15 protein-coding genes are annotated in these 12,897 nt (G+C 61.8%); 11 read left to right on the forward strand and 4 right to left on the reverse strand.

All coding sequences use genetic code 11. The features are described 5' to 3' along the window. Positions 1 to 28: 28 nt before the first annotated feature. On the reverse strand, positions 29 to 229 hold the full coding sequence (locus tag ACBG85_RS00320; RefSeq protein WP_042445278.1) for a hypothetical protein: 201 nt from the start codon (positions 227 to 229) through the stop codon (positions 29 to 31). Between the two features lie 27 nt (positions 230 to 256). Continuing rightward, entirely contained in the window at positions 257 to 601 is a 345-nt protein-coding gene (locus ACBG85_RS00325) for a MerR family transcriptional regulator (RefSeq protein WP_054781737.1), read from the reverse strand. Between the two features lie 164 nt (positions 602 to 765). On the opposite strand from ACBG85_RS00325, the gene ACBG85_RS00330 reads away from it, so the two are divergent. The 6 genes from ACBG85_RS00330 (at position 766) to ACBG85_RS00355 (ending at position 3,795) form a co-directional block, all read left to right on the forward strand. Then, positions 766 to 1,224 (forward strand): Hsp20/alpha crystallin family protein, encoded by a 459-nt coding sequence (locus ACBG85_RS00330; protein WP_058036959.1) that lies wholly within the window; start codon positions 766 to 768, stop codon positions 1,222 to 1,224. Continuing rightward, positions 1,221 to 1,607, forward strand: a complete 387-nt coding sequence (locus tag ACBG85_RS00335) for a hypothetical protein (protein WP_058036960.1) — start codon at positions 1,221 to 1,223, stop codon at positions 1,605 to 1,607. Before ACBG85_RS00330 ends, ACBG85_RS00335 begins: the two co-directional genes overlap by 4 nt. A gap of 320 nt (positions 1,608 to 1,927) precedes the next feature. Further along, on the forward strand, positions 1,928 to 2,191 hold the full coding sequence (locus ACBG85_RS00340) for a hypothetical protein (protein ID WP_054781739.1): 264 nt from the start codon (positions 1,928 to 1,930) through the stop codon (positions 2,189 to 2,191). 60 nt (positions 2,192 to 2,251) lie between these two features. Beyond that, positions 2,252 to 2,416 (forward strand): hypothetical protein, encoded by a 165-nt coding sequence (locus tag ACBG85_RS00345; RefSeq protein ID WP_156423042.1) that lies wholly within the window; start codon positions 2,252 to 2,254, stop codon positions 2,414 to 2,416. A 263-nt stretch (positions 2,417 to 2,679) separates the two neighbouring features. Next, the gene (locus tag ACBG85_RS00350) at positions 2,680 to 2,823 is read left to right on the forward strand and encodes a hypothetical protein (protein WP_164490684.1); all 144 of its coding nucleotides are present in this window, start codon (positions 2,680 to 2,682) and stop codon (positions 2,821 to 2,823) included. A 732-nt stretch (positions 2,824 to 3,555) separates the two neighbouring features. After that, positions 3,556 to 3,795 (forward strand): hypothetical protein, encoded by a 240-nt coding sequence (locus ACBG85_RS00355; RefSeq protein WP_042445260.1) that lies wholly within the window; start codon positions 3,556 to 3,558, stop codon positions 3,793 to 3,795. A 508-nt stretch (positions 3,796 to 4,303) separates the two neighbouring features. Here the strand turns inward: ACBG85_RS00355 and ACBG85_RS00360 are convergent. Then, positions 4,304 to 4,927: a DUF6328 family protein gene (locus ACBG85_RS00360; RefSeq protein ID WP_223304630.1), complete on the reverse strand. Its 624-nt coding sequence runs from the start codon at positions 4,925 to 4,927 to the stop codon at positions 4,304 to 4,306. 415 nt (positions 4,928 to 5,342) lie between these two features. On the opposite strand from ACBG85_RS00360, the gene ACBG85_RS00365 reads away from it, so the two are divergent. The 5 genes from ACBG85_RS00365 (at position 5,343) to ACBG85_RS00385 (ending at position 10,859) form a co-directional block, all read left to right on the forward strand. Beyond that, entirely contained in the window at positions 5,343 to 5,510 is a 168-nt protein-coding gene (locus tag ACBG85_RS00365; RefSeq protein WP_372025774.1) for a hypothetical protein, read from the forward strand. A gap of 479 nt (positions 5,511 to 5,989) precedes the next feature. Continuing rightward, positions 5,990 to 6,232, forward strand: coding sequence for a hypothetical protein (locus ACBG85_RS00370; RefSeq protein WP_054781540.1), 243 nt, complete (start codon positions 5,990 to 5,992; stop codon positions 6,230 to 6,232). Positions 6,233 to 7,079: 847 nt separating this feature from the next. After that, on the forward strand, positions 7,080 to 8,879 hold the full coding sequence (locus ACBG85_RS00375; protein ID WP_063315320.1) for an alkyl/aryl-sulfatase: 1,800 nt from the start codon (positions 7,080 to 7,082) through the stop codon (positions 8,877 to 8,879). Between the two features lie 787 nt (positions 8,880 to 9,666). After that, positions 9,667 to 10,059 carry a hypothetical protein gene (locus ACBG85_RS00380; RefSeq protein WP_054781538.1) on the forward strand — a complete coding sequence of 131 codons (393 nt, stop codon included), beginning with the start codon at positions 9,667 to 9,669 and terminating at the stop codon, positions 10,057 to 10,059. 422 nt (positions 10,060 to 10,481) lie between these two features. Next, positions 10,482 to 10,859 carry a DUF4192 family protein gene (locus ACBG85_RS00385; RefSeq protein WP_058036988.1) on the forward strand — a complete coding sequence of 126 codons (378 nt, stop codon included), beginning with the start codon at positions 10,482 to 10,484 and terminating at the stop codon, positions 10,857 to 10,859. Positions 10,860 to 11,012: 153 nt separating this feature from the next. Here ACBG85_RS00385 and ACBG85_RS00390 read toward each other — a convergent pair whose 3' ends face one another. Further along, entirely contained in the window at positions 11,013 to 12,452 is a 1,440-nt protein-coding gene (locus ACBG85_RS00390; protein ID WP_372025777.1) for a phytoene desaturase family protein, read from the reverse strand. Positions 12,453 to 12,897 lie beyond the last annotated feature (445 nt).

A 12,897-nucleotide genomic window follows, 5' to 3' on the forward strand; every position in this document is an offset into this window, starting at 1 on the left:
GTGTAGTGCACCAGTCGGACAGGGAACCTCAGCGTTCGTCGTCGAGCGGGGCGGGTGTCGATTGTTCGAGCAGATCTCCCTCGGGCGCCGGCCATGGGGTGTCGAGTTCCGTGGTGAGGGCTTCGAGGTCGACGGCATCCACTGCATTCGGGTCGGCTGGGATGGTTTGTTCGAGGTAGTCGGTGTCGGGTGTCGCGTCGAGGGCTGAGCGAATGCGGTTGTCTTCCATGGCGGTGGCCCTTTCTCTGTCGGGCGATCACGGACGTTTCTCTGTGTCGTGTGTGTTTTTCCGGCGTAGGTGGGCGTTGTCTGCGCGTAGCCGGGTGTTGTCGCGGCGTAGTAGGGCGGTGCTGTCTTCGAGTTCGAGGACTCGTTTGATGCCGACGAGGTTGATGCCGTCGGCGATGAGTTCTGTGATGCGGCCCAGACGAGTAAGGTCCTCGTCGTTGTAGCGGCGGGTACCGCCGCGGGTGCGGGCGGGGGTGATCAGGCCGTACTGTTCGTAGAGTCGCAGCGTGCCGGCGGTGAATCCGGAGAGCTCCGATGTCACCGAGATCGCGTACAGGCCAGGGGGTTCGGCGATAGCGGGGTTGCGCGCCATGATGGTCCTCCCATCAAAGAAATTTCGATATCTGCGGGCAAGCTCTTGATCCGATGTGTGTTTGATGATATACCAAATCTACAGCATCTACTGTAGAAGTTCGGTGGATGCGGTGGTGGTAGTCAGTGAACGGTTCCAGTGACTTTTCCTGGAGGTGACCGAAAATGTTGATGCGCACCGATCCTTTCCGTGACCTTGACCGCCTGACCCGACAGCTGTTGGGTACTGCTTCGCAGCCGGCGGTGATGCCGATGGATGCATGGCAGGAAGGTGAGCAGTTCGTCGTCGAGTTCGATCTTCCCGGCATGGACCCGGATTCACTCGACCTCGATGTGGACCGCAATGTGTTGACGGTGCACGCCGAGCGGCCGGTTCGCGCCAGCGAGGCGGAGATGATTGCCGCTGAGCGCCCGCGCGGGGTATTCAGTCGTCAACTGTTCCTGGGCGAGAACCTCGACACCGACAATATCGAGGCCGGCTACGACGCGGGCGTACTGAGGTTGACGATCCCGCTCGCGGAGCGGGCCAAGCCCCGCAAGATCGAGATCAGCAGCGCCGGGAACAGCAACGGGAGCAGCAAGGAGGTGGGCCACAAGCAGGAGAGCAAGCAGCTCGATGCGTGAACAGCACGCCGGAACAGTCCGCAGTCCACAACAGCAGGTTTCGAGAGGGTGCAGCGACAATGACTGGGGTCGATGACGTCGAGATCGACCGCATCGCCGAGGATGAGCGTGAAGTAGCCGGCAGGGGTCGGCGCGGCGACTCGGAGTGGGAGAGGCTGGGTATCCGCCTCTGGCACGAACTGGAATATGCTGCCGTGGTGGAGGATTCGGATCGGATTCTCGCCGATGCGCTCACTCCGGCGGCGTGGGTGTTGCTCACCCGGATTGCCGGCTGCACCCTCGACCCCGGCTTGGTGGCCCCGCCGATCATGATGTCCCGGTATACGTATCGGGTTCCGGTGATGCGGCCTCGGGCGACCCAACGCTCCCCTCCACAGGGTTAGGGGCGTGGGCGGGTTTCTCGTTGCCCGGCCCTCGACGGCGCAGCGGGGGACCCTCGGGTGTGAGGACTTGCGGGCAGGGTCCGTGGGTTCTTGCGCGGTGGTTGCCGAGACGCTCACACACTGTGACGTCTTTTGCGAGTACCGAGCAGCAGCGGGTACAGGCCTTGGACGGTAGAAAGTGCGAGAGGTGTGACCGGCTCGGCAATCACCTTTTCCGGCGCGCAGCGTGAACGCATACCGTGCAGAGTTTCGTCCGAACACAATGTCTACGAGTTATTTTCGGTCTACCAGCTTCTTTCGACAGACGGCGAGGTTGCGTGATGGAACGGTACAGGTTCACGTTCGCGGACGGATCGACCGCCGAGGAGTTCTTCGATTCGGACAACGAGGCGATCGTGGCGGCGACGGCGGCCAACGGCGGTAGTAGTGGGGGATTGCATGTCCAGCGCTACGACCACCTCGGGGCGTTGTTGCCCACGAAACTGCCTCCCGGCGGGCACCGCGGCACATGGTGCCCGAAGATCGGCATGCCGAGCCCGGCGCTGGTGGCGGAGTCGACGGTCGATCCGACGTCGAAGCTGTGAAGGGTTTACAGGACCGTAGGCGGGGTAACAGGTGGTCAGAGGACATGAAGGAGTACTCGCATGGATGTCGATGACCTCGATGTGGTGGTGTGGCCGGAATCCGAGGAACGTGAAGCGTGGTGGCGTCAGGTCGTCACAGGGGGCAGCGCGGGTGCCGCGACGTCGACGATGACACCGAATCGGAGTATCGAGGACGCCTCTTCTCGGATTCTGCACGCTGCGTAGATTCGTCGAGAGCGCAATCCCACCCGCCATGGGCGGTGGCGTGTGTCCGCCGGTGGGGGTCGATAGTTCCCCGTCTGGAATCTATCGACGCCGTTGGCGGAGTGCAGTTGTGCGTCCTTCCCGTCGGCAAGGGCGTGCAGGGTCCGTCTGGTCGTTACTGACGAACGATCAGACGGACCTACCCGGCTCATGTCGTGTGGTCTGACGCCGTTCGGCCGAACCGCTTCTAATCTTCAATCCTCAATGTGTGAAGGACCTTTCAGATGAACGTTCAGACTTCGAGATCGAACTCGTGGCCGGCTGTGCACAGCGGTTCGATGAGTACTGCCGAGATCAAGGCTCGTATCGAGTCGATGTACGCCGACCGAGGCGCTCTCGTTCCGAAAGGCACCGGAACAAAGTCCTGAGTATCGGCTGGGACCGAGTTGGGAGCGGCAGTAGGTCGATCCGTGGCCGAGCCCCGGGAGTTCGCGGGTCAGGGTGCGGTGGGGAAACCGTAGCGGCGGCGCATGTGGGCGACGTCGTCGTCGGTGCACGCGGTGGCGGCGATCCATCGGCAGGCCTGCTGAGAGTCGGCGTGCGTCCCGGGCTCGGCTCTCACCGGCGATGCCGAGGTAGGGGCAGTGTTCTGCGGGTGCTGCGTACGAGGATGTTATCCAATCGCAGCTGCTGATTATCCGCGAGGCGAATTTTGTCGTAGAGCACAGTGTGCGGAGTTCCGGTCAGCGAGGTGTGACCGGTTGCGGGCGACCTTTTCGGGGGTTTCGCTGGGTGTGGGCGATTCGCCGGCTGCTGGTGACGGCAGCCGACGAATCGGGCGTATCCCGTTGGCTCGCGTCGTGTGGGATGCGCGCGGGCCGTTACCGGTTGGTGCTTGCCGGGAAGGGCCCTGTTCGGCGACTCGTTGCCTGGGCAGCGTTCCGCCGTCAGGGCGGATTACCCGGCAAGGCGGATGGTGAAACCGGTGCAGCGTCAGGACTGATGCGCGTACACGTCAGTTCTGTCGGCGGCCGCGGATTCTCCCGGGAGTGGGGGGCGGTGTTCGTTGACGATTGCCGATGCGCCGCGTGGACGTCGTCTGTGCGGGGTATGGCCATGGACAGGGGAAAGTCGGCGGGAATAGAGAAGGAGAGAGGGCCATGAGTGGGCTGGAATCCGGTGCGGCGACGGGTACACGGGACAAGGACTACAACTTGATCTGGTTCGTCGAAGCGTCGTTGAGTAATGCGTTGCGTATGCAGACCTACATCGACGATGCCGAGCGTGACGGGGACGGCGAAGTGGCCGATCTGTTCCGTAAAGCCCAGAGCGAGAGCCCCAAGGGTGCGGAGATCGGGAAGAAGTTGCTTCTCGACAGGCTCGCCCAGACTGCCGTATGAGTCTGGTTCACCGTGCGTTGGGACTGACTGACCCCACACGGTTGCCAGAGGGGAGATCGTGATGATCAATGTTGCAGTGCTGGTGATCGTGTTGTGTATAGGGTTGGCTGTCGTTGCGCGCCTGGACTTCCGGGAGCGCTGATCGGCTGGGTGTGGCGGATCCGAACTTCCGGTATGCGGTGGTGACGGTCGGGTCTTCGGGGGATGCAGCATCGCACTCGACTCGCAGCCGAACAACCTTTCGCCGGTTGAGGGATGCCTGTCGCAGCGTTCGGGGATAGGAGGCGCGGCGGTGCGTCGCCCATTTCGGTGCGGTTGGCGACACCAAAAAGTGTTGGAGTGCGGTTTGTTCGGGTCAGGTGTCCACCGTCGTGAGTGACAGAGTGCGGGTGAGGGCCTGTGTGCGACTCACCGAACCGTTCGCCGCGTGGGGTAGTTACCGAGGGGCCGGCGGGCTGAAACATCGGCGGTGGTGTATTCGGATGCGTGATGCGTCAGCATCCGCGGTCTAATGGTGGTTGCGTGGGTGCTGTGGTTCGTCGGGTTGTTTCTCGGGGCGGCCGAGATGCAGTTGGTGTGCGAAGAGAAGTGGGTAGCAGCACCACAATGTGATTGCCAGAAGTACGGCGCAGCCGCCGGCGATCAGGCCTGTGCTTTTGTTGACGACTACATCGAAAGTCAGGGTGAGAACGCCAGTCAGTGCGCCGCCGAGTAGGAGAAGGCCGGTGACGGCGAATCGTTGACCCTGCTCGACGAGGACGGGGAGGGCGTGACGCCTGAAGAGTAGGCGGTGCATGGCGACAGGTGATACGAGCACGATCGTCGCTGCCGTAGACATTGCCAGCGTGATCAGATACAAGTCCTTCTCGAAAGCTTGTAGATCCGAGAAGCGTTGTTGGAAGGGCAATGTCAGGAGGAAGCCGGTGAGGATCTGCATGCCGGTCTGGACTACCCGGAGCTCTTGGAGGATGTGGGACCAGTTGCGGTCGAGACGTTGGGTGGGTGTCTCGTGGCGGACGCGATAGTTCCATTCTGAATCGGCGCGTGGCGGTGCAGTGGCCTCGGGACGCGGTTCGGGGCGTGGGCGTTGCGGCCGGGCTCCGTCGCCGGTTGGTGCGTGTCCGGTGCTCATCTGGGTGAGCTACCCGCTCAGTGCGTGCGGAAAACAGGCTTCCCCGTGCCACGCGCAGGGCTGGGCACCTGCCACGTGAAGGGTAGGCAGTGATTCCTGTGGTGAGTTGTTCGTTGGGATCGTCGTGTGGTTGAGGTAGCGGGTTTTCGCAAGCTGCCCGTATGGGGGCGTTGCTCTGGTAGTCCTATGGGAGAGCCCCCAGGTGATGGGTGTGCGCAGAGCCGAAGGAAGTCATCATGACGCTGCCTTCGCAGGACCCAATTCGTATGGTCCAGACCCGCATCAGCCTTACGGGCAATCGCCTCAACAGCCCTACGGTTCAGCAGCCAATGTGCCCGACTCCCTGACTTGATTACGGGATCACCGACCTGGGGTACGCCGATACGAAACAACGAGTTCGGGAGGCGCTCAACGGATGAAGGATGTCAGAAAGGCGATGACGGAGACAGAGTTGGTCGAGGAGCTGCATCGACTCGAGAATCTCACGAAACGAAACCGATGGGAGCAGATCCGGCTAGAGATCGTGCACGACGAATTGGTCGGTCGCCAGACCGACTATCGCCGAATGGCCAACAACCATTAGTACGGAGTTCGATAATCCGAAAGTACTAGCGCACAGACTATTTCATTTGTCGGCGGCGTACAGCTTTGCCTGATTACCCGAAAGGATTCAGGCAATGCATACCGATTGTGCGGTTTATAATGGAAGGTGCGGGGCGGATAACTGGCCGCGCATCGAAAGAGGGTCATCTGAGTTGTGTGCTCAACGCAGATGGCGTTTCACTGCCCCGGCTCTGATGTGCAGAGCCGGGGTTACGGTTGCGGCACTGTCGAGCCGCCACGGCTGACCGTCCCTGCCGAGTGGTCCGTTCGGGGGCAGATCTGTTGCAGCTCGACAGAATCCCAGCCGTATCGTTCACCGATAACTTATATTATGTCATTCTATATATGAAAGTCGATGCACTGCAATGAAATACATCCACGGTGAACGTAAATCGTCAGTATCGAGTGTTGGCGCTACCAGAGTGAGAGCGGACGTCCCGCAGCCTCGGCCGCAGCGATATGCTCTTCGATGACATCGCTTCTTACGTGCTGTTCGATCCCGGTACGGATCGCGGTGGCGATGGCGCGAGTGCGACCCGCGGGTCCTCGAACGTCGGCGAGTGGGCTCGCGATGTTGCGTCGTCCTCGCTGACCCCAGGGAAGAAACGGCAGGCGACCAAAATGAAGGGCGACGGCGTATCCATGACCGAGATCGCCGAAGTGCTGAACACCGCCCGCAGTACTCTGTGCCGAAACCTGTAGCGGGAAACAACAGTCACGTTGCAATCGATCGGGCTACGACAATCGCCACCGCGATCCGCTCGGTGCCATCCCAAACCTGATACAAGCCAAACCCGGATATCGGACTTTCAAGCGCGAAGTCGCGTGAGCAATCAGTCGCTGCTCCTCTTCCGCATCCATACCCAAATCCTTCTCCGTCCAGGACAGAACCTCAATGGATCAGCGGTCACGAGCTACTGAGGCGGGGTTTGCGTAACGACGGAATTGGCTATCATTTCTTTGCTGCGGCGATTCTGAGTGGTCAGTTCCGTCGCGCACGGCCTGCCTTCCGGCTGTCGACTCGCCGGGGGTGGGCCCTTCCTCTGTACATCGAAATCGGACCCTGATCTCACCCTGAGGGTGGGGTCACCTTCGTTCGTTTGGTGGATTTCTGTCCAATTTGCGAGTTTGCCTGATGCTTGCCGAATACGTTCGATGAGTCGGATTCGATCGAGGGGTCGGAACCGACATGTAGTTGGTCATTCGTGTTGTGTGCTCAGCACGGGTGGCGTTCGATGGGAACCGGTCACAACTTGGCCAGGCCGGGTCCCCAACCTAGCGCCGGTCTGACCTGATCCCAGCCGTTGTATGGGGCACTGAGGATCCAGCCCTCGGTGGCGTACGGGTTCATCCACTTCGGGTGATGTCCGCTGGCGGTGTTGTCGCGACGATGGGGCGAAGAGTTCGCATTCTGAAGGTAAGGGATGGAGTCGGCCTGTGATTCATTCGTGCACATTGCCAATCTTGAACTCCGACCTGCGTTCTTGAATTCCGGCCTACGTTTTGTGTTCTCGATTCGGAACCGCCGACCGTCTCTTGAGGAGTCCTGATGCCCGCTGATTTCGCCGACCGCACCGATTTCGACAATGCCGGCCGTGGACTGGTTGCAACCCTCGAGCCCGCGCAGGTTCGCGCCGGCGACGGTCGGATTGTGTACGACGCAGCAGGATTCGCCCAGGCGACATCAGGAGATTGTCCTGACACAGTGAACCCCAGCTTGTGGCGTCAAGCGCAGCTGACTGCGATCCACGGATTATTCGAGGTCACCGGCGGCATTTACCAGATCCGCGGTTACGACCTGTCCAACATGACTCTCGTGGAGGGCGACACCGGCGTGATCGTGATCGATCCGCTCGTCTCCGCCGAATGCGCATCGGCCGGTCTGGCACTGTATCGAGAGCACCGTGGCGACCGCCCGGTCACCGCAGTCATCTATACCCATTCACACATAGACCACTTCGGTGGGGTGCTCGGCGTTGTCGATGCTGACACGACGGTGCCGATCATCGCTCCTGAACATTTCCTCGAACACGCGGTCTCCGAGAACGTCTATGCGGGCGGAGCGATGTTGCGGCGCGGGATGTTCCACACCGGCATCGTGCTTCCGGTAGGGGCGGACGGAACACTGGGCGCGGGCCTGGGGCCCAGTACGTCGACTGGAACCGTCGGACTCCTTGCACCGACCTTGGACATCACGCACACCGGCCAGGAAGAAACATTCGACGGCGTGCGCATGATTTTCCAAGTCACTCCCGGTACCGAGGCTCCCTCGGAAATGAACTTCTTTTTCCCCGACCACCGTGCATTGTGCCTGGCGGAGAACGCAACTCACAATCTGCATAACCTCCTGACGTTGCGTGGTGCGGAGGTGCGCGACGCCCGTAACTGGTCGCGCTACCTTGCCGAGGCAATCGAGATGTTCGGCTACGATTCAGACGTCGCCTTCGCCTCGCATCATTGGCCTACCTGGGGCACCGACAATCTGATCGGATACTTGACCGAGCAGCGTGATCTCTACGCCTACCTCCACGATCAGACGTTGCGCCAGCTCAATCAAGGTCTCGTCGGCAGCGAGATCGCCGAAGACTTCGAAATGCCGCCGGCCCTCGACGCGGCGTGGCACACCCATGGGTACTACGGATCAGTCAGCCACAATGTGAAAGCGATCTACCAGCGCTACCTCGGGTGGTACGACGGCAACCCCGCGCACCTCTGGCAGCACCCGCCGGAAGGAGCCGGTGCACGCTACGTCCGCGCGATCGGAGGCATCGAGGCGGCCGTCGCGCGGGCCCGCGAGTTCGCCGATGAAGGGGACTTACGCTTTGCCGCTGAGCTGGCAAGCCACGCGGTGTTCGCCGATCCGGGCCATGCCGGCGCGAAAGCGGTTCTGGCCGAAGCGTTGACACGTCTTGGTTACGGTTCCGAGTGCGCAACGTGGCGAAACAACTATCTCGTCGGGGCCAGCGAAGTCGATGGTCCGCCGCACCCCGCTGAAGTCAGCGCCGCCGGGATGGCGTCCGCGCTCACCATCACCCAAGTCTTCGACAGTGTTGCCATCCGGATCAACGGTCCGAAGGCGTGGGACACGACAGCGACGATCCGCTGGCACTTCACCGACGTCGACCAGTCGTATCGAATGGAGCTTTCGAATGGCGTACTGATCCATTACCCCACGGGGCGGTCCGATCCGGCTGATCTCGTAGTGACACTGACGAAGTCGCAGCTGCTCGGTCTGCTGTCCGGCTCTGGTAGCGACGGTATCGCGATGGACGGGGACGCTACGACGATCAGCAGAATTGTTGCCCTGACCGACCGACCAGATCCTGCATTCCCGATCGTCACGCCATAACGCACGAACATTACGAGCCGGATTTCTTTTGGCGAATACGCCAACCACCCCGCTTACTATCTCGCTTACCGAACTGCTTTGGGCGCGCCGCGAAGTACGGGCCCCGAATCGGCGTGGCTCGCGAGAGCTATCGCAGGAACGTGGTGCTAGCGGCGTGCATCAGCCATGCCCTCGCCACCGAAATCACAGCGACACCTGCTGGCGGCGGTCGGCGCATCCGTGGGCGTCGATTCTGCGGGTCGCTCGATGTCCACAACAGTTCCGATTGCGGGCAACGGCTTAGCCGAAGTAACTTTCGGTGACTAGACGGCTCCCGAATGGGTAGACATCAGTACGGGGATAATGCAACACCATGTCCAGCTCGGCGCTAGTGCGGCATTCGAGGCCCAAAGGAAGGCAAAATAGCCACTCCAGCCGTCGAATTAGCATTCGAAAACCCGGCGTAGATGACGCTCTGGCGCCAAATGAGCAGGGGCATAGCGACTGTCGATCACGGTCTTCATCCGCGCCGTCGCGAGGATTTCTATTTTGAGGTGAGAGTTGACGGCATGCATCAAAATCGTCCGGCGCGTTTCGACGGCGTGTTTGCGCTGTCAGCGGGAAGCCTCTCCGGTGTGGTTGTCGGCGCCATGAGTAGCAGCCTTTGGGAGGGGATCTCCACCGGTTCCGCGATTGCCGCAGCCTTTGTACTGGCACGCCTGCTCATACGGAGTTTACCCTGGCCATCGTTGACAGCGGGGGCGTAATCTCCGACCGTTCATCGGTACCGTTTGTCGGATTGGGAGGGATGCAAGCCGAAATCGGGTGGCTCACCCTCGCGCACGAAGTGACCGCCCGCGAAGCTGTCGCCCATGCTCGCCGTCGCGACCCGCCGCGCCTAGGACGCCGGACAGATCGCACCCTCACGGGTGAATCGGGTTTACGGCCGAGTCGAGCGCGCCGCCGCACTGCACGGAATCCGATTCCGATGGTGAACGCGCCGAGGGCAGAGACGATGGTGGATCCGCAGATGTTCACCGGATGCGTTCTCGCGGGATGCCCGAATATCGTGGCCGAGGACGGAGAAATCTGCTCGCAGTGCCGCCGCATCTTCGGCGACATGATCAGGCCTGTATCCGAGCGAGAGTGCACCGAGACCACCGAACCCCACGGCCCGCCGCGACCGGAGCGCAGTTGTTGACCCGACGCAATCAACGGTGCTGGTTGTGCGAGCAACGCCGCACCTGTACCCGGGTCGGTGGGCAGTGGGAGTGCTGCGACTGCACGCGGCCGGTGGAAAGGTGACGCCTGCCCGGCGGCCGGCCACCTTCGGTGTCCCCCGACATGAACTCCGCTGCGCTCCGTTCTGTGAAAAAGCATTGATTTGTTTCTCCTTCTGGCCTTCCGATTCTCGTCGGCGGTGACCTGCGCGCAACCCCTGGCGGCGCAAGCGCCGGCCGATGGCTCCGAGAAATTTTCGCCACTCGCAAGCTCCCGTCAAAATTTTCTCGGCCCAGGGGTGGCACTCCAGCCCCCTCATGCCGACGCGATTCTCCTTTGCCAGAAGGCGAAAAAAATTGGCGGGGCACGAGGCCCGGTCACTTTCACAGCAAGGGGAACGACATGCAGAACATCCGTTTGAGGACCGCCACCGACGTCTTGGCCGCAATCCCGGCGTTGCTCGGATTCGTCCCCGTCAGTTCCGTCGTGATGATCGCTCTCACCGGATCACCGGCCATGCTCGCGTTCGTTGCGCGCACCGATGTCATCGGTGCCGATGCGGCAGCCGACTACAGCACCGCACTCGAGCAAGCCGCAGCCACGTCGGTTATCTGGGTTGTCGTCGGCGCCGGTCCGGTGGCAGCCGCCGGACTCGATCAGATCGAGGCAGCTCAGCGCGAGCTCGACAGCAGGGGAATCCGCAGCGTCCGCACCCTTTTCTCGGAGTCTCTTGAGGTCGGAGCGGGGTGGTTCGACACCAACGGCGAGGTGCCTGATTAGCAATGCATGTCCTGCGTCTCATGCCATTAGTTGCCCTTTCGTGGGTTCGCTTCGGCCATGGGCCGGGCATCTTCGTTTCGCCCGTGTTGGCCGGCTGGGTCAGGGACTCCTCCGATGGTGTTTGTCCGAAATGTCGTCCCCATCGGGGACGCCTCAACCTCGAGACTTCAGCGCCGCCCGCGCGGCATTGAACCCACCCATCCCGTGGACCCCGCCGCCCGGGGGAGTCGCGGACGAGCAGAGGTAGACGCCCGGGGCGCCGGTGGCATAGGGGTCCAGTCCGAACCGGGGGCGCGCGATGATCTGCCGCGCAGTGTTCGCCCCCGCGGAGATGTCGCCGCCCACATAGTTGGGGTTGTACGCCTGCATCTGCGGCACATTGCGCACGTGGACGCCCACGATCCGGTCCCGGAACCCCGGCGCAAAGCGCTCGATCTGACTCGTGATCGCATCGGTGGCGTCACCCGGATAGCCATGCGGTACATGCGCATACGCCCAGACCGGGTGGATGTCTCCCACAGATCGGGAGGGGTCGGCCAAGAACTGCTGGCCCAACAGAATGAAGGGCTTGTCCGGCATCTGATCCCGAACGGTCTGGCGTTCGACAGCAGCAGTTTGCGAAATCGTCCCGGACAGATGCAGGGTGCCGGCCTTGCGGGCATGCGGATTCGTCCACGGCACGATGCTTCCGTCGGAGTCACCACGCACGGCGTAGTCGACCTTGTATGCGGCGGTGCCGTAGCGGAATTTGCGGTAGGCCCGGGCAATGCGGTCGGGCTGCCGACCGTCGAGCAGACGACCGGCAGCGTCGGGTGCGATGTCGAGCATGACGATGTCGTAACCGGCGATCTGGGAGTAGTTGGTGACCCAGTTCCCGGTTTCGATGGTGCCACCGAGGCTGCGCAGGATCGACGCGAGGGCGGCTGCAATTGAGCCCGAACCACCTTGCGCGACAGGCCAACCGTGAGCATGAGCGGCCGCAGTGAGCATCGAGCCGACAGCACTGGAGAGTGGAAGGGTCAGCGTCCCGAACATGTGCGCCGCGACGCCACCGAACAATGCCCGCGCCTGTGGGGTCTTGAACATCCGCGCGAAACCCGTCGCGGGAAGCAGAGCGCCCGTCCCGAAACGGGCGAGCATCAGCGGGTGCTTCGGGACGTGGACGATCGGCTGGAAGACGTCCTGCACCAACTCGTCGAAGTTCTCGGATAGGTATCCGAAGACGTCGAGCCACCTCTTACCGTCGGCACCCAATCCGTCAGCGGTCCGGTTGATGTCGCGCCACAGAACCCCGGCGGTGCCGTCGTCGAGTGGATGGACCAGATCGATCTCGGGCCACAGCCACGTCAGGCCATGTTTGGCGAGCCCGAATTCGCGGTCGAGTTCCTTGAAGTAAGGAGAAGCCAAAGCTGTGGGATGGAAGGCGGAGCAATCGTCGTGGACGAGTCCGTCGACTATGTATTCGCTGCTGCGGGTGCCGCCGCCGATCTTGTCCGCACCCTCGATGACATGGACGTCGATTCCGGCGCGGGCGAGTTCGATCGCCGCGGCGAGACCGTTGGGGCCACTGCCCACCACTACTGCTGTTGTCATTTGCTCTTCGCCACCCGTCTTCTCAAGGGTGAGCCTACGGAAATTACAGCGATGGCATTCTGCGAGCAAACAATTCAGGCCTAGACCTTGGTTGATCGATCAACTTTTGTTACAGTTCGAGGCGCACTGGCCGCAGCTGATTCTTATCGCTGCGGCCAGTTGTTGCATTCATCGCCCATCGCGCCTGTTTCCTGCGGATTCGGTATCCTGTGAATCGGAACTTCTCTGCACAGACGCAGCTCCGAAATCTGTCGAGGGGCCTTCTGGCTCCCTGCATCGCCGCAGTTCAGAGCAATTATAGGGCTACCTTAGTTGCGCCCGTGCCGGGGTTCTGAATTATCGTTTTCGTTACACGGTTGACTCACAAAAGTTTCAACCGACCGAAGACTCACGTCGCCGGGTGCCAGAACGCACACCATCGCGTCTGCGCAGGGCGGCTACTTCG

Source organism: Rhodococcus sp. NyZ502 (assembly GCF_041464245.1).
GTDB lineage: Bacteria > Actinomycetota > Actinomycetes > Mycobacteriales > Mycobacteriaceae > Rhodococcus_F > Rhodococcus_F qingshengii.